This window comes from Polaribacter sp. 2305UL8-11, from assembly GCF_058147165.1.
Map to the genome: position 1 here is coordinate 101,465 of NZ_JBYVJW010000009.1, position 16,853 is coordinate 118,317.

Sequence of the window (16,853 nt, forward strand, 5' to 3'; positions counted from 1 at the left end):
AAATTAAGGCAAAAAAGGGAAACAGGATTCATTTTAAGGGCTTAAATAAAAATTCCGCTTAAAGACTAAAATTTTTAACCTATTTAAGCGGAATTCTATATTTGTTTTTTAAAGTTACAGATTTAAAGTTACTGTAGCTGTAAATATTTTGTTATCTGTAATTAGTGATGCAGCGTTTACATTAAAACCTGAATAAAAATTATACAAATTAGTTCTACTATTATCACTATAAGAAAGGTCTAACTTAAAACTTCCAAAGTTGTATCCAGCTCCTAAAGAATAGCCTTTTATATTTTCTGCGTCTTCTGCAACTGCAATTGGATTTTGTTCAAATTTATACCCTCCACGTACACTAAATCTATCTAAACGCCATTCTGTTCCTACATTATAAGAATGTGTGTTTCTTAAATTATTTTGAAAGTATTGGTTTTCTAGATTAAAATTACCATTAGACAAATTCATGTTTTTATAATTTTTGATTATATAATCAAAACTTAAAAGTCCATTTTTACCAAATATAAATGCTGCACTAGAAGTTAATTTACTTGGTGTTTTTAATCGATATATAAATTCGTTAGAAGGGAAATTACCTCCAGAAGTATTTGCGTAAATTCTATTGTCATTGCTAACAACTATTCTTGTATCACCATTAAAACCATCATTATCTACTATATTTGTTTTTTCAAATATTTCTGTAAACCAAGTTGGTGTTTGGTAAGAAGCTCCAAATCTAAAATTAGGGTGGGCTTTGTAAATGAAACCTGCATTTGCAGAAAATCCAGTTCCTGTTGTAATATTTTCTTGGTAAAAATTAGCATCTAATGTATTTCCATTTCCATCGTTATTAAACTCTGTTAATGTAGATCTTTGACTAAAATTTAAGTCATAAAAATTTAAAGCTAAACCAACATATAGTTTGTTTAAATGAACAGAAGAAAATGCAAAATTTAACTCACTAAGTTCTCCTGCATAATTTGTATTAAATACCTGTTCATCTGCAACATTATAATTTATTTTAGGAGTGTTATTATCTAAAGGAAATTCCGTAAAAGTTGCAACTCCGCTATTTCCTCTTGCTGTAAAACTATCGTTAAAATCTTTAGTAATTCTATAGTTAAAACCAATTGCAAATTTATTCCAATCAGAATTGTAAGCAGTATCAAACACTAACACAGCTCCAGCATGAGATAAGTTTACAAATTCGTTTTCTGTAGTTATAGAATTTGCATAATAATTTGACATGATTGAAGAATTTCTAGAATTAAAAGTACCAGAAAAAGAACTGTTATTAAATACAGCTAAACCTGCAGGGTTCACGTTTATGACAGATACATCTCCTCCTAAGGCTCCAAAAGCACCACTCATTGCTGTAAAACGAGCAGAACCATTTCCGTCATTTTGAGAAAATAAAACACCTAAGTCTTGGTATCCTAAAGATTGTGAATAGGACGTAATTGTGGCTGCGAAAAGTATCGCTATTGTTAAAAATCTTTTCATTTTAAAGTATTTTCTGAATGTTATTAATTTCTTCTTCTTGAAGAAGTAGAACTTCTTGTTGATGAACTTCTAGAACTGCTTCTACTAGGAGTACTCCTTGTTGATGAGCTTCTTGATGAAGACCTAGTAGATGAATTTCTTGAAGAAGAGCTTCTATTTGTTGTTCTTGGTGTAGTGTTTCTGTAAGTTCTACTACTGCTATTATTTCTATAACTGTTAGCAGATCTTCTAGTTGTTGTGTTTGTGTTTCTAGAGGATGTATTAGACCTTCTAGTAGTTGTATTGTTATTATTGTTTCTTCTAACTACTACAACTTGTCTGTTATTAGTATTCCTATTATTTATACTTGCACTATTATTTCTTCGAGAACCAGAACTACGTCTTGTAGATGAGCTTCCAGAACTTCTTCTAGTAGATGAACCACTTCTTCTAGTAGATGAACTACTTCTTCGTGTAGAAGTACCACTTCTTCTTGTAGATGAAGAACTTCTTCGTGTATTTGTACTTCTATTAGGGTACGTAGAGCTACTTCTTCTAGTTGTAGATTGTCTATTAGTGCTTCTTCTATTGTTAGTTGCTCTTCTGCTACTTGTATTTGCTCTTCTGCTGTAGGTAGAATTGTTAAAAGTTCTTCTACCATAAGTTACATTTCTGTTTCCATATCTAAAGTTGTTGTATCTAGAGCCCCAAACATTATTTCCATAATAAGGGTTGTAAAAACCATTCCATGCATAAAAATTATGATAAGGATGCCAGTAAGGATTTGTTCCCCAAAATCTTCCTCTAAAGCCCCATCTGTTAACCCAAGCCCAGTTGTTATAACCCCAGCCCCAATTATTATAGAATCCACCATTCCAAAATGGATCATTCCAATAGAAATTGTTCCAATAAGGGTTAACACCTAAGTTTAAATTAACAACTACATCATTATTATCATTATAACCCCAAGGTTGATTAGGATTGTAATTTAAAGATTCGTCATCAACATATAAAGTATCTACAGAATTGTAATTGTCTACATCTGTAAAAATCTGATTATTATCTATATTTTGTAAATCCTCTAATCTTTTTGTAAAATAATTATCTTCATAATCACTGTTATCTCTGTCTTGAATTACGACAGAGTTTCTTTTTTCTCTTCTTGGAGTATCATCACCATAAATACCATCATCATTATATACGCTCTGATATGTACCACAAGAAACTAATAATAAAGCAGTTACTATTAGTAGAGAGAATTTATTTGGATTTAGTTTGCTATAGTATGCTTTCATATTATTGTAATTTAAATTCTTATTTATTAAATAATTTTTGCTTAAAAACCTTAAATTATAGTAGTTTTGTACTGATTTTTAGAAAAATAGTGTTTTAACAAAAATTTCACTTTAAAGGTAACAATATTTGTGCCAAACTTTTGACTATGAGTAAACATTTAACAAAAAGAGCAGACGATTATTCTAAATGGTATAATGAATTAGTGGTAAAAGCTGATTTAGCAGAAAATTCTGCAGTTAGAGGTTGTATGGTTATCAAGCCTTATGGTTTTGCAATTTGGGAGAAAATGCAGGCAGAATTAGATAGAATGTTTAAAGAAACTGGGCATGAAAATGCTTATTTTCCACTTTTTGTTCCTAAAAGTCTGTTCGAAGCCGAAGAAAAAAATGCAGAAGGTTTTGCTAAAGAATGCGCAGTAGTAACACATTACAGACTGCAAAATGACCCTGATAATGAAGGGAAACTAAGAGTAGATCCAGAAGCAAAATTAGAAGAAGAATTGGTTGTAAGACCAACATCAGAAGCTATTATTTGGAATACTTATAAAGGATGGATTCAATCTTACAGAGATTTACCATTATTAATAAACCAATGGGCAAATGTTGTACGATGGGAAATGAGAACTCGTCTTTTTCTGAGAACCGCAGAATTTTTATGGCAAGAGGGTCATACAGCCCATGCAACTAAAAGTGAAGCAATAGCTGAAGCTAAACAAATGCAAGATGTCTATGCAGAGTTTGCTGAAAATTTTATGGCAATGCCAGTTGTAAAAGGTATAAAATCTGATAGCGAACGATTTGCAGGTGCTGAAGATACTTATACAATTGAAGCTTTAATGCAAGATGGAAAAGCATTACAAGCAGGAACAAGTCATTTTTTAGGACAAAATTTCGCAGAAGCTTTTGATGTAAAATTTACCTCTAAAGAAGGGAAACAAGAATATGTTTGGGCAACTTCTTGGGGAGTTTCTACTCGTTTAATAGGTGGTCTTATAATGACACACTCAGATGATAAAGGGTTAGTGCTTCCTCCAAAATTGGCTCCAATACAAGTTGTAATTGTACCTATATATAAAGGAGAAGAGCAATTGGAAGCAATATCAGAAAAAGTAAAAAGTATTGTAACAGAATTGCGTAAAAAAGGGATTTCTGTAAAATTTGATAATAGAGATACGTTTAGACCTGGAGCAAAATTTGCAGAATATGAGTTAAAAGGAGTTCCTGTAAGAATTGCAATGGGTAATCGTGATTTAGAAAACGGAACTTTAGAAGTAGCAAGAAGAGATACATTTGAGAAGCAAACTATTAATCAAGATGATGTAGTTTCTTTTGTAGAAAATCTTTTAGAAGAAATTCAAGAAAACTTATTTGCAAAAGCCATAAGTTATAGAAAAGAACACACTACTGTTGTAGATGATTTTAAAGAATTTAAAAAAGCAATTAAAAATAAAGGAGGCTTTGTTTCTGCGCATTGGGATGGTACAGAAGAAACTGAGGATAGGATAAAAGAATATACAAAAGCAACTATTAGGTGTATTCCTAATGATGCAATTGAAGAAGAAGGTGTGTGTGTTTTAACAGGAAAACCTTCTTCTAAAAGGGTGCTTTTTGCAAAGGCATATTAATTTTATAAAAAAAATGATTTTTTTTATAAAAATTATTGCAGAATTTAAAAAAGCTCGTATATTTGCACCCGCAATTAGCAATGTTTAATTGTTATGGTCCGTTCGTCTAGGGGTTAGGACGCATGGTTTTCATCCATGTAACACGGGTTCGATTCCCGTACGGACTACAAAAGTTTTAATAAAAAACAAGAAGTAAAGAAATTATGGCAAATCATAAGTCAGCATTAAAAAGAATTAGAAGTAACGAAGCTAAAAGGCTGCGTAATAAATATCAGCATAAAACAACACGTAATGCTGTAAGAGATTTACGTGCTGTAGAGGATAAGAAAGATGCAGAAGGTAAGTTAAGCAAAGTTATTTCTATGTTAGATAAGTTAGCAAAGAATAATATTATTCATAAAAATAAAGCTGCTAATTTAAAATCTAAATTAACAAAGCACGTTGCTGCATTGTAAGATTTTATTTTACTAAAGTATTAAAAACTCTGAATTAATTTTCAGAGTTTTTTTATGCGCCTAATTTAGATAATGAAATTTAAAAGATAAAATTGGTAAACTTACCAATCATAGTTTTTATGAGCATCTAGTCTAATAAAAATAAAAAGTAAGATTGTAAAGCCCCACAAAGAAGAGCCTCCATAGCTAAAAAAAGGAAGTGGAATTCCTACTGTTGGTAAAAGACCTATTACCATTCCAATATTTACAATGATATGAAAGAGTAATATAGAAGCCACACCATAACCATATATTCTACCAAATTTATTAGTATGTGTATCTGCTAAATAGATAATTCTGAATAACATTAACATAAATAGGATAATGACCAAAGAGCTTCCTAAAAAACCCCATTCTTCTCCAACCGTACTAAAAATATAATCTGTGTGTTGTTCTGGAACAAAATCTCCTTTGGTTATATCTCCTTTTAAAAAACCTTTACCATTCCAACCTCCAGAGCTAATTGTTAATTCTGATTGATAAGAGTTATATCCAATATTTTTAGTATCCGTTTTTAAGCCTAATAGAACTTCAAAACGATCTCTATGATGTTGTTTAAAAACTTTGTTGTAAGTAAAATTGACTCCAAAAACGAATAAAATTACAATTAAATAAATTCCTGTTATTTTGTGCCAATTAAAACGAATAAATCTTTTTCCTCCTTTTTTGATAGCAAATATTACACCAAGAGTAAGTATGCTTAGTAAGATGACTATTACCCAAGTTGCACCAAAAAAAATTGTCAATATAAAAATTAGGATTGCCAAAGCGCCTAATATAATATAGTTAAGTGTTAATCCCTCTCTATTTAAAACAAAAAAGAATGCCAAATAAATTAAAGCAGAACCTGCATCTGGTTGAAGTGTAATTAAAAATGCGGGAGTAAAAATAATGATAAATGCCTTAACTTGATTTTTTATCAACTTAAAATTATATTGTCTATCACTTAAAAGCTTGGCTACAGCTAAAGCAGTAAATGCTTTTGCAAACTCTGAAGGCTGCAAGCCTAAAAAGCCAAAATTATACCAGGATTTAGCACCATTAATTTCATTGCCAAAAACAAAAAGTCCTACTAATGATAGTAGTGAAATGATATAAAACACACCAGCAAACTGTTCGTAAAACTTTGCATTAAAAAAAAGGACTACAATAATTAATGGAATGGTTAAGCAGATAAAAATAAACTGTTTTCCATATTTGGTAGAAAAACTCAGTAATTCAAATGATTCATCTGCTTTTGATGCTGCATAAATATTCATCCAACCAAAACCTATTAAGGTGATAAATAGAAAAACTAGAATCCAGTCTATCCCAGCAAAAATGTTATTTCGTTCCTGACGCAATTTCTTCTGGTTTTTGGTTTAGCTTATCATAAATATCTTGCAGACTTAAATTTAGCATGCTTTGTTCTCTATATTTATTTGCTTTAGATATTTCTCCATTTAAGTATTTTTCAATCAATAAACTTGTAACTGGAGCTGCAATTGTAGAGCCATAACCACCATTTTCAACAAAAATAGCCAAAGCAATTTTTGGATTTTCTTTTGGAGCGAATGCTACTAAAATAGAATGATCTGGAAGCTGAATTTTCTGGCCATCAATTCTAATAAAATTTTCTGCAGTTCCTGTTTTTCCACAAATTTCAATTCCTTTAACTTGACTCCATTTTCCTGTTCCTGTCTTAAAAACTTCGTGCATAGCTTCTATAACTGGAGTAAAATATTGTTTGTCTATAGTAGTTTGTTTTGGTGTTGTGTATTTTGGTTCTTCTATAGCTTTTTTATCAATTTGTTTTAAAATATGTGGAGTATAAAAATAGCCTCTATTTGCAATTGCTGCTGTAAAATTTGCCAATTGAATTGGTGTAGTTAAAATTTCTCCTTGACCAATGGCGTTGGAAATAATAGTTGATCCATTCCAAGAATATTTATATCTACTATCATAGTATTTACCATCAGGAATTAGACCTGGACTTCCAGCAGGTAAGTCATAACCTAAGTAGTTTCCTAAACCAAAACTAGCAACATGATTGTGCCAATTATCTAAACCTTCTGAGGGTTTGTTGTTTTTTTCTACGATTCTCTTATAAGTATTAGAAAAATAACTATTACAAGATTTTGCAATCGCAGTTTTTAGTTTAATTGGCCTTCCAACAATACCACAATGACAACCCATAAATTCGTTTTTCCTTTTTCCATATCTAAAGCCATGATAGCATTTAAAAGAAGTTTGCTCATTAATAACTTGTTCTTGTAAGCCAACTAAGGCATTCATCATTTTAAATGGAGAACCAGGAGGATATGCAGCCAGCAAACCTCTATCATAAGAAGGTCTGCTAATAGTGTCATTAAATAATAATGTAGAATTTTTAGATCTTTTTCTACCTACAAGCATATTTGGGTTGTAAGTGGGTGCAGTTACTAAAGCTAAAATTTCTCCAGATGAAGGTTCTATAGCTACAATACCACCTCTTTTGCCAGTCATTAATTTTTGTGCATATACTTGTAAATCAATATCTAAAGTTAGGGTTAGGTCTTTTCCGTTTTCTGGAAGTGTATCATATTTCCCCTCTAAATAAGAACCAGTTACTTTGTTTAGATTGTTTCTTTGTAAATATTTTTTTCCTTTTTTACCTCTTAAATAATTTTCATATTGTCTTTCAATACCATCTTTACCAATTAATTCTCCTGGCTGATAATAATCGCTTTTTTTTGCTAAAGCTTCATTAACTTCTCCAATATAACCTAAAACATTGGCAGCAGCATTAATTGGGTATTCTCTAATAATTCTTTTTTGGATGAAAAAACCCTGATATTTGTGCAGTTTTTCTTGTAAAAACGCAAAATCTTCTTTAGCTAGTTGTTTTAAAAAAACAGATGGTAAATAAGGAGCGTAATTTTTTGCTTTTTGATATCTTTTTAAAAAGTCTTCTTTTGTTATTTTTAAAAGATTACAAAACTCTAAAGTATCTAATGGTTTTACTTGATTGGGTTGCACCATTACATCATAAGAAAGCTCATTGGCTACCAATAATTTTCCATTTCTATCATATACATACCCTCTTTCTGGGTAGTCATATTCAATTTTTACTGCAGAGTTATGAATTGGGTCATAATTTGCACCTCTTATAATTTGAAGCTGAAATAGCCTTCCAATAAAAATAACTCCAATAAGTGTGATTAAAATATAGAGTAAATAACTTCTTTGCATTATTGATTTTTAGTAAATATATATGTTCCTGTAAAAAATAAAATCAATGTAAAAACACTTGAATATAAGGTGTTTAGTAAAACTGCTGTTAGATTTTGAAAACTAAAATTAATAAAAGAAAAATAGATAAGATGATGAATAAGTGTTAAAGTTACCACATAATTAAAAACTTTACCAAAAGCTTCGCTTCTTAAGTTGAAAAAAGGAAAATCTGCAGGTAATTTTCTAAAATAAACTTTTATAAAAAAGAGTCTTAGGTAAGCTATAAATAAGATAGAAAATGCGTGAATGCCTCCTGTATCTGAAAAAAAATCAACACAAAGACCTAATAAAAAACTAAGAAACAAAAAAGGAATTCTTTTTTCTTTAAGAGGGTATAAGAATACGAAAGAAATATATAAATAAGGATTTATAAAGCCTAAAAAATTGATATTATTTAAGACAAAAACTTGAATTAATAGAAGTAAAACAAACAGAAATCCTTTATTTAGTGTCTTATTCATCTTTTGAAAGTTCTAAATTTTTGAGTTCTTTTTTGTTTAAATTTTTAACAATGTAAACATAACCAAGGTTACTCATATCATTAAATAAAGTTACATCTACTTTATTATCTGCAGTGTTTCCTTGGTTTATTTTAGAAATTGTACCAATGGGAATTCCTTCTGGAAAAATGGTAGATTTCCCTCCAGTTTCTATGGTGTCTCCAATTTTTAGAGGTGCTTGTCTTGGTATGTCATGTAGTTGAACAACATTATAGTTTTTACCATCCCAACGTAAAGTACCAAAATAAAAGTTGTTTTTTAAGCGCGCATTTATTCTGCTGTTTTTGTTTAAAATTGATTGTATTCTAGCATAGTTGGTTAAAGGATTATCAATAATTCCAATAATTCCTTTACTATTTATTACAGCCATTTCTTTACCTAATCCGTGCTTTTTGCCTTTATTTATTGTTAAAAAGTTAAAAGCCTTTGAGTAATTGTTATTGATGATTTTTGCTGATGTAAATGTAAATTCCTGATTATATTTTAAGGTATCTATTACAGTAGAATCTAAGTTTTTAACAAACGATTTTTGATAATATAAAGAATTTCTTAATCGATTGTTTTCTTCTGCTAAAATTTTATTTTGTTCTTTTAAATCTAAGTATTCAGATGCATTTGAAAATGTTGCATATAAACCACCAGTTATTGTGTTTGCAGAGTTTACAAACTTGCTTTTATGAAAATTAAGATTATTAAATGTAAAGAAGAGAGCAATAATCTCTAAAAGTAAAAAGAACAGAAAGTATTTAAACTTCTGAAAAAAATAGACAATCTGTTGCATTTTTAGAGTTTATTAATTGCTTATTTCATTAAAACATTTTTGTATTTGTTTAATTCTTTTAAAGCAATTCCTGTTCCTCTAACTACCGCTCTTAAAGGGTCTTCTGCAACATAAACTGGTAAATCTGTTTTTCTAGACAAACGTTTGTCTAAGCCTCTTAGCATAGAGCCACCACCAGCTAAATATATACCTGTATTATAAATGTCTGCAGCTAATTCTGGTGGAGTTTTAGATAATGTTTCCATAACTGCGTCTTCTATTCTTAAAATAGATTTATCTAACGCTTTTGCAATTTCTCTAAAAGAAACTTGCACTTGCTTTGGTTTACCACTTAGTAAATCTCTACCTTGAACTAACATTTCATCTGGTGGAGTTTCTAAATCTTCTGTGGCTGCACCAATTTGTATTTTTATTTTCTCTGCTGTAGTTTCTCCAACATGTAAGTTATGCTGAGTTCGCATATAGTACATAATATCGTTGGTAAATAAATCTCCTGCAACTTTTACAGACTGGTCGCAAACAATACCACCCAAAGCTATAACAGCAATTTCTGTAGTACCACCTCCAATGTCTATAATCATGTTTCCTTTTGGCTCCATAATATCAATACCAACCCCAATTGCAGCAGCCATAGGCTCGTAAATCAAATAGATTTCTTTGGCATTCATGTGTTTTGCAGAATCACGAACTGCTCGTTTTTCTACTTCTGTAATTCCAGAAGGAATACATATAACCATTCTTAAAGCTGGTGGAAACAATTTCTTTTTGATAGATGGAATTTGCTTTACAAATTCTTTAATCATTTGTTCTGAAGCTTCAAAATCTGCAATAACACCGTCTTTTAAAGGACGAATTGTTTTGATGTTTTCATGGGTTTTTCCTTGCATTAAATTGGCTTCCTTGCCAATAGCAATAATTTGTCCAGAAATTCTATTTCTAGCAACAATAGAAGGGCTATCAATAACCACTTTTCCATTGTGTATTATCAATGTATTTGCGGTTCCTAAATCAATCGCAATATCTTCCGTCATAAAATCAAAAAAACCCATAAAATATCTTTGTTGTAATGTTTTAACTATAGGATTACAAATCTACTAAAATTCTGATTGTAAATAACCTATAAATTTTTAATGTTTAAAATGTCTTGTTCCAGTCATAACCATAGATAAATTGTTCTCATTACAATAATCAATACTTAGTTGATCTTTGATAGAACCACCTGGTTGAATCACACTTTTTATACCAGCCTTATCAGCAATTTCTACACAGTCTGGAAAAGGAAAAAAAGCATCACTTGCCATAACAGCACCATTTAAATCAAATCCAAAAGAATTTGCTTTTTCAATGGCTTGGTTTAAAGCGTCAACTCTACTTGTTTGTCCAGTACCACCTGCTAATAATTGTTTGTTTTTTACTAAAATAATGGTGTTAGATTTTGTGTTTTTACACAATTTAGAAGCAAACAATAAATCATCTAACTCACTTTTAGAGGGTTTATTGTTGGTAACGTATTTTAAATCTTCTAATTTGTCTGTAATATTATCTTTATCTTGAACTAAAGAACCGTTTAAACAGGTTCTAACTGTTGTTTTTGGTAGCTCAACTTCTTTTTGAATTAAGATAATTCTATTTTTCTTTCCTTTTAAAATTGATAAAGCTTCATCAGAAAAAGAAGGTGCAATGACTACTTCACAAAATAGAGAATGAATTTCTGTAGCAGTTTCTGCATCAATTTCTGTATTTGCAATTAAAATACCCCCAAAAGCAGAAACTGGATCTCCAGCTAAAGCATCTACATAAGCTTGTTTAATAGTTTCTCTTTGTGCAAAACCACATGCATTGTTGTGTTTTAAAATAGCAAAAGTTGGTGCTTCACCTTTAAACTCTTCAATTAAATTTACAGCAGCATCTACATCTAGTAAGTTGTTATAACTTAATTCTTTACCATGAATTTTATCAAACATTGCTTCTAAATCTCCAAAGAAATATCCTTTTTGATGCGGATTTTCTCCATAACGTAAAACTTTAGAATTTTGTTCGCTAGCTTTAAATACTACTTCATCTGTATTAAAGTAATTAAAGATTGCAGTATCATAATGAGAAGAAATATTAAATGCTTTTGCTGCGAATTTCTTTCTATCAGAAATGGTAGTTGCACCATTATTTTCAGAAATTATGTTTAAAAAATCTTCATATTGATCCATAGATGAAACAATAAAAGTGTCTTTAAAGTTTTTTGCAGCAGCTCTAATTAAAGAAATTCCTCCAATATCAATTTTTTCAACAATATCTTGTTCAGATGCACCAGAAGCAACTGTTTTTTCAAACGGATATAAATCTACAATAACTAAGTCTAATTGAGGGATATTATATTCTGCCATTTCAGCAACATCTCCTTCATGATCTTGTCTGTTTAAAATACCTCCAAAAACTTTAGGGTGTAGCGTTTTAACTCGTCCTCCTAAAATAGAAGGATAAGAAGTAACATCTTCTACAGGAACAACATCAATTCCAAGTGCTTTTATGAATTTTTCTGTTCCTCCTGTAGAGTAGATTGTTACATTTAAGTCGTTTAATTTTTTTACCAATGGCTCTAAACCATCTTTGTGAAATACCGAAATTAATGCGGATTTAATTGTTTTTGAAGTGCTCATTTAGTGTGTCTTGTTAAGCTTGCAAATTTAGTAAAAGCAATCTTGTAAGACAATAAAAGATAATAACAAAAACGGTAAAAAATTAACAATTACTCTACTTGTATTCTGGTTTTAAAACTTTCTACTAAAGTAGTGTAATCTCGATGTGTTTTTTTTTCTTCATTTTTTCGAAGAAATGGCAACACTCTAAGCAAAATGCTTTGGGATTGTTTTCTCATAATTAGGGGGTTAAAAATTAAAAACTAAAAAAAATAATTACTCTGCGTTTTCTAAAAAATCTCTAAACCAATCTGTAAGTTGGCTAAAAAATGATTTGTTATTTACGTTATAATTATTGGATAAATTGCTTGAAGCAATTGTTGAAGTAAGTTGTTCTTTTCTCATTATTTAGGGGGTTAATGATTAATAGAATTAATAAAATTATTATAATATGGAAACAAACATAGGTAAAAAATAAATAAAACGCAATTTTTATTTTAAAATTTCTGCTACTTTTTTACATACATACTCTAAAAGGTCTTCATCTTTTTGAGAAAAAATGTTTGCAGTATGAGAGTCTATATCTATTTGCCCAATGTTTTGGTTATCAACAAAAATAGGTATTACAATTTCCGATTTAACCTTCCAACCACATGAAATATAATTGTCTTGTTCAGAAACGTCTTGTACTACAAAGTTTTTATTACTAACAGCAACTTGCCCACAAATTCCTTTTCCAAAAGGTATTATTGTATGTTCTGTTTCTTCTCCTGTGTATTGGGCTAGTTTCAATTCGTTTTTATCACCATTTTTAAAATAAAATCCTACCCAATCATAATAGGAAATTTCATTTTCTAGATAATCGCAAATTGTTTGTAATTTATCTTCTAAAGAAGTATTATTAGAAATAATCTTATCTATCTGATTTTTTAAAGTTTCTATATTCATTTTTGTATCTTCGTTAAATAAGTAGTTTGCAAAATTAATTTAAAAATAGTTGTGAAAAAACATAAAAATATTATCATTTTTTTGGTTAAGTTTTTTGCTACCTATTTTATATTAGTTACTATTTATGATAGTTACTTACAAAAATCGCAACAAAAAGAACCAACTTTTAAAGTTGCTACTATAACCCAATTGGTTGCAGAACAAACACAAGAATTATTAAGTTTTTTTGATTATCCAATAGATATAGTACAACATAAAAAAGAACTATCAGTTAAAATTTTAGTAGAAAACAATTATATGGCTCGTGTTATAGAAGGCTGTAATTCTATAAGTGTTATTATTTTGTTTATTGCATTTATAGTTGCTTTTTCTGGTTCTTTAAAAGCCACTATACTTTATGCTTTTTTTGGCAGTCTATTTATTTATCTTATAAATATTATAAGAATTGCAATTTTAACAGTTTTGATGTTTAAGTATCCTGAAAAACAAGAGTTTTTACACAATTTATTATTTCCAGCTATAATTTATGGCTGTGTATTGTTATTATGGATTGTATGGGTTAATAAATTTTCTTACTTTAAAAAATGAAAATCTACCTAAAAATAATATTAATTTTATGTCTTTTTGTAGCACTAATTTTAATTAGAGGGTTTTCTAAAGATTTATTTTACGACCCTTTAGTTCTTTATTTTCAAAATGATTATTTATATTCTCAAATACCAGAAACTAATTTTTGGAAGCTAATTATCAATTTATTTTATAGATATGCTCTAAACTCAATAATTTCTTTGGCAATTATTTGGTTGTTTTTCCAAAAAAAGGAGTATTTAAAATTTTCTGCAATATTTTATTTGATAGCGTTTATTATTTTAATAGCAGTATTTATCTTTTTATTTCAAGATAAATTTAAAAATGGTTATTTACTTATCTTTTATATTAGAAGGTTTATAATTCATCCACTTTTTTTATTGTTATTGCTGCCTGCATTTTATTATCAAAAAATGAGTAATCAATAATTTAACAGTATTTTAATTTTTCTTATTGTAAATTTGCAGAAGAAATGAAATCAACTTTTTCTAAAATATTATCTACTTTATTAGCCTTTTTAGTGCTTTTTTCTACGTTTTCTTTTACTGTAGAAAAACATTATTGTGGAGAGTTTTTAATGGATGTTTCTTTTATGGGTGATGCTGATAATTGTGGCATGCAAATGGAAAAAGTTGTAAAAAAGAAAAGTTGCTGTAAAGACGAAGTTCATCATATAGAAGGGCAAGATGAATTACAGCAAAATTCTGTGCAAGATTTTAACTTAGAAAAGCAGCAGTTTGTTGCCGCCTTTTTTATATCGTATAAAGATTTATTTATTAAAAATGAATCTAAAAATATTCTTTACAGAGATTTTTCTCCACCAGATATTCCAAAAGATTATCAGGTCTTATTCCAATCTTTTTTAATTTGATTTTTATTTTTTAACAAGAAAATTCATCTATTTAGATGATAAGTAGTTACGTTATTAAATAAAAACAAAAACAATGAAAAAATATATTATAAGTAGTTTTTTACTACTTATGCCAATCATAATATTCTCACAAACAGATTTTAAGGGAATGATTATGGACAAAAGTAATCCTAAAGATAATTTAGGAGTAGAAGGTGCAAGTGTACATTGGCTAAATACTAATGTTAGTGCAATTACCAACAAGAAAGGATGGTTTACAATTCCGTATAAAGCATCTTACAAGAAATTGGTTGTTAGTTATTTAGGGTATAAAACAGATACAATTACAATAAATAGTTTAAAGCCAATCCATCATTTTTTAACTTTGGATAGCGATTTAGAAGAAGTTACAGTAAGAGCTCAAAAAAAGGCGACTTTTAAATCTACTTTAACTACAGCAAATATGTTTACGGTAAATTCTGAAGAATTGCTAAAAGCAGCTTGTTGTAATTTAGCAGAAAGTTTTGAAACAAATCCTTCTATAGATGTTAGTTTTTCTGATGCTTTAACAGGTACAAAACAAATACAAATGTTGGGTTTAACAAGTCCTTATTTGTTAATCACGCAAGAAAATATTCCTTCTGTAAGAGGTGCTTCTCAAGTTTTTGGATTGACTTTTACGCCAGGAACTTGGGTAGAAAGTATTCAAATAACCAAAGGAGCAGGTTCTGTTGTTAATGGTTTTGAAAGTATTTCTGGTCAGATAAACGCAGAAGTTGGTAAAGCCTTTTTCGGATAATAAATTTTTTTTAAACGCCTATTCTTCTTTAAACGGAAGATTGGAATTAAATACACATTTTAATCAGAAAGTATCAGAAAAATGGCAAACAGGTTTGTATGTTCATGGCAATTATAGAGGCGAAAAATTTGATAGAAATAAGGATAATTTTTTAGATGCTCCTTTAGCAAACCAGATAAATGTAATGAATCGTTGGCAGTTTACAGATGCAGAAAAAGGATGGGTAAGTTTTATAAATGCTCGTTTTTTAAATGATGAAAAACAAACTGGAGAACTCAATTTTAATCCAGATACAGATAGAGGAACAACCAATGCTTGGGGAAGCGAAATTAAAACCAAACGTTTTGATGCTTCTGCAAAATTGGGCTATGTTTTTCCAGAATTGCCTTTTCAAAGTATTGGTTTTCAAATGGCATATAGCAACCATCAACAAAATGCTTATTTTGGGCTGAATGGATATGATATCAATCATCAAAGTGTGTATTCTAATTTGATTTTTAATTCGATAATTGGAGATACCAGAAACAAGTTTAAAACGGGTTTAAGTTTTACCTATGATAAATATGATGAGTTGGTGAATGCAAATAATTTTGATAGAAATGAAAATTCTTTAGGTGCTTTTTTTGAATATGCTTTTGATAATTTAGACAATTTTAGTTTTACAGCTGGTTTAAGAATAGATACACATAATTTATTAGGAACATTTTTAACTCCGCGTTTGCATTTACGATATGTTCCTTGGGAGAACAGTGTTTTTAGAGCTTCTGTTGGAAGAGGAAAAAGAAGCGCCAATATTTTTGCTGAAAACCAGCAATTATTTGCAAGTTCAAGACAAATAAATATTGATAATGTTGGCGGAAATATTTACGGTTTAAATCCAGAAATTGCCTGGAATTACGGTGTTTCTTATATGCAGAAATTTAATTTATTTGATAAAAAAGGAGACATAACCTTCGATTTTTATCAAACTGATTTTCAAAATCAAGTGGTTGTAGATTGGGAAAATTCGCAAGAAATCTTTTTTTATGATTTAGATGGAAAAAGTATTGCCAATAGTTTTCAAGTAGAGTTAAATTATAATATTGCACCTTTTTTTAATTTAAGAACAGCGTATAAATATTTTGATATTTCTACAGATTATAAAAGTGGCAATTTGCAGAAACCCATTCAGCCTCAAAATAGGTTTTTTGCGAATCTTTCTTATGAAACAGAAGCAAAAGAAAATGGAGCTAAGTGGAAGTTTGATACAACTTTTAATAATATTGGTAAACAACGTTTGCCAAATACAAGTACAAACCCTATTCAGTATCAATTGCCAGAATTTGCAACATCTTTTCAATTGTTTAATGCGCAAATAACTAAAGTGTTTTCAGATAAATTCGAAATATATTTAGGAGGTGAGAACCTAACAAATGTTCAACAGAAAAATCCTATTTTAGCAAGTGATAATCCTTTTGGTTCGAATTTTGATACCACAATTGTATATGCACCCATTTTTGGACGCGCAATTTATGCAGGATTAAGATTTAAAATAAAATAAATAATAAATTAACAGATTGTCGCTTCGAGTTAATTTATGAGGAACGATTAAATTTGTATCGAGAAGTTTTGC

15 protein-coding genes, 1 tRNA gene and 1 pseudogene are annotated in these 16,853 nt (G+C 29.4%); 7 read left to right on the forward strand and 10 right to left on the reverse strand.

The window, feature by feature from the left end; all coding sequences use genetic code 11:
- Window positions 1-114: 114 nt before the first annotated feature.
- Both ACY2RW_RS09905 and ACY2RW_RS09910 read right to left on the reverse strand, forming a co-directional pair.
- Window positions 115-1,497, reverse strand: coding sequence for an OmpP1/FadL family transporter (locus ACY2RW_RS09905; protein WP_490122566.1), 1,383 nt, complete (start codon window positions 1,495-1,497; stop codon window positions 115-117).
- Between the two features lie 23 nt (window positions 1,498-1,520).
- The gene (locus ACY2RW_RS09910) at window positions 1,521-2,771 is read right to left on the reverse strand and encodes a hypothetical protein (protein WP_490122567.1); all 1,251 of its coding nucleotides are present in this window, start codon (window positions 2,769-2,771) and stop codon (window positions 1,521-1,523) included.
- 146 nt (window positions 2,772-2,917) lie between these two features.
- On the opposite strand from ACY2RW_RS09910, the gene proS reads away from it, so the two are divergent.
- From proS to rpsT, 3 genes are all read left to right on the forward strand, one after another.
- Complete coding sequence (gene proS / locus ACY2RW_RS09915; RefSeq protein WP_490122568.1) at window positions 2,918-4,396, forward strand: proline--tRNA ligase; 1,479 nt, start codon at window positions 2,918-2,920, stop codon at window positions 4,394-4,396.
- Window positions 4,397-4,491: 95 nt separating this feature from the next.
- Window positions 4,492-4,563, forward strand: a tRNA-Glu gene (locus ACY2RW_RS09920).
- A 36-nt stretch (window positions 4,564-4,599) separates the two neighbouring features.
- The gene (gene rpsT, locus ACY2RW_RS09925; RefSeq protein ID WP_490122569.1) at window positions 4,600-4,851 is read left to right on the forward strand and encodes a 30S ribosomal protein S20; all 252 of its coding nucleotides are present in this window, start codon (window positions 4,600-4,602) and stop codon (window positions 4,849-4,851) included.
- 101 nt (window positions 4,852-4,952) lie between these two features.
- Here the strand turns inward: rpsT and rodA are convergent, their stop codons facing one another.
- From rodA to ACY2RW_RS09965, 8 genes are all read right to left on the reverse strand, one after another.
- Window positions 4,953-6,233 carry a rod shape-determining protein RodA gene (rodA, locus tag ACY2RW_RS09930; RefSeq protein ID WP_490122570.1) on the reverse strand — a complete coding sequence of 427 codons (1,281 nt, stop codon included), beginning with the start codon at window positions 6,231-6,233 and terminating at the stop codon, window positions 4,953-4,955.
- Window positions 6,214-8,100, reverse strand: coding sequence for a penicillin-binding protein 2 (gene mrdA / locus ACY2RW_RS09935; RefSeq protein WP_490122571.1), 1,887 nt, complete (start codon window positions 8,098-8,100; stop codon window positions 6,214-6,216). The genes rodA and mrdA overlap by 20 nt, the downstream gene beginning before the upstream one ends.
- A complete protein-coding gene (mreD, locus tag ACY2RW_RS09940) occupies window positions 8,100-8,603 on the reverse strand; it encodes a rod shape-determining protein MreD (RefSeq protein ID WP_490122572.1) in 504 nt (167 codons plus the stop codon). The genes mrdA and mreD overlap by 1 nt, the downstream gene beginning before the upstream one ends.
- Window positions 8,596-9,423 carry a rod shape-determining protein MreC gene (mreC, locus tag ACY2RW_RS09945; protein WP_490122573.1) on the reverse strand — a complete coding sequence of 276 codons (828 nt, stop codon included), beginning with the start codon at window positions 9,421-9,423 and terminating at the stop codon, window positions 8,596-8,598. The genes mreD and mreC overlap by 8 nt, the downstream gene beginning before the upstream one ends.
- Before the next feature lie 20 nt (window positions 9,424-9,443).
- Complete coding sequence (locus ACY2RW_RS09950; protein WP_490122574.1) at window positions 9,444-10,472, reverse strand: rod shape-determining protein; 1,029 nt, start codon at window positions 10,470-10,472, stop codon at window positions 9,444-9,446.
- 78 nt (window positions 10,473-10,550) lie between these two features.
- The gene (purH, locus tag ACY2RW_RS09955; RefSeq protein WP_490122575.1) at window positions 10,551-12,077 is read right to left on the reverse strand and encodes a bifunctional phosphoribosylaminoimidazolecarboxamide formyltransferase/IMP cyclohydrolase; all 1,527 of its coding nucleotides are present in this window, start codon (window positions 12,075-12,077) and stop codon (window positions 10,551-10,553) included.
- Window positions 12,078-12,332: 255 nt separating this feature from the next.
- Complete coding sequence (locus ACY2RW_RS09960; protein WP_490122576.1) at window positions 12,333-12,461, reverse strand: hypothetical protein; 129 nt, start codon at window positions 12,459-12,461, stop codon at window positions 12,333-12,335.
- An 87-nt stretch (window positions 12,462-12,548) separates the two neighbouring features.
- A complete protein-coding gene (locus tag ACY2RW_RS09965; protein WP_490122577.1) occupies window positions 12,549-13,004 on the reverse strand; it encodes a GAF domain-containing protein in 456 nt (151 codons plus the stop codon).
- 51 nt (window positions 13,005-13,055) lie between these two features.
- Between ACY2RW_RS09965 and xrtF the strand changes: the two genes are divergently transcribed.
- The 4 genes and pseudogenes from xrtF to ACY2RW_RS09985 all read left to right on the forward strand — a co-directional run bounded on the left by xrtF (window position 13,056) and on the right by ACY2RW_RS09985 (window position 16,781).
- Window positions 13,056-13,592 (forward strand): exosortase family protein XrtF, encoded by a 537-nt coding sequence (xrtF, locus tag ACY2RW_RS09970; RefSeq protein ID WP_490122578.1) that lies wholly within the window; start codon window positions 13,056-13,058, stop codon window positions 13,590-13,592.
- Entirely contained in the window at window positions 13,589-14,020 is a 432-nt protein-coding gene (locus ACY2RW_RS09975) for an exosortase F system-associated membrane protein (RefSeq protein WP_490122579.1), read from the forward strand. The genes xrtF and ACY2RW_RS09975 overlap by 4 nt, the downstream gene beginning before the upstream one ends.
- Window positions 14,021-14,064: 44 nt before the next feature.
- Window positions 14,065-14,463 carry an HYC_CC_PP family protein gene (locus ACY2RW_RS09980; RefSeq protein WP_490122580.1) on the forward strand — a complete coding sequence of 133 codons (399 nt, stop codon included), beginning with the start codon at window positions 14,065-14,067 and terminating at the stop codon, window positions 14,461-14,463.
- A gap of 73 nt (window positions 14,464-14,536) precedes the next feature.
- Window positions 14,537-16,781: pseudogene (locus ACY2RW_RS09985) on the forward strand (TonB-dependent receptor).
- Window positions 16,782-16,853: the final 72 nt, after the last annotated feature.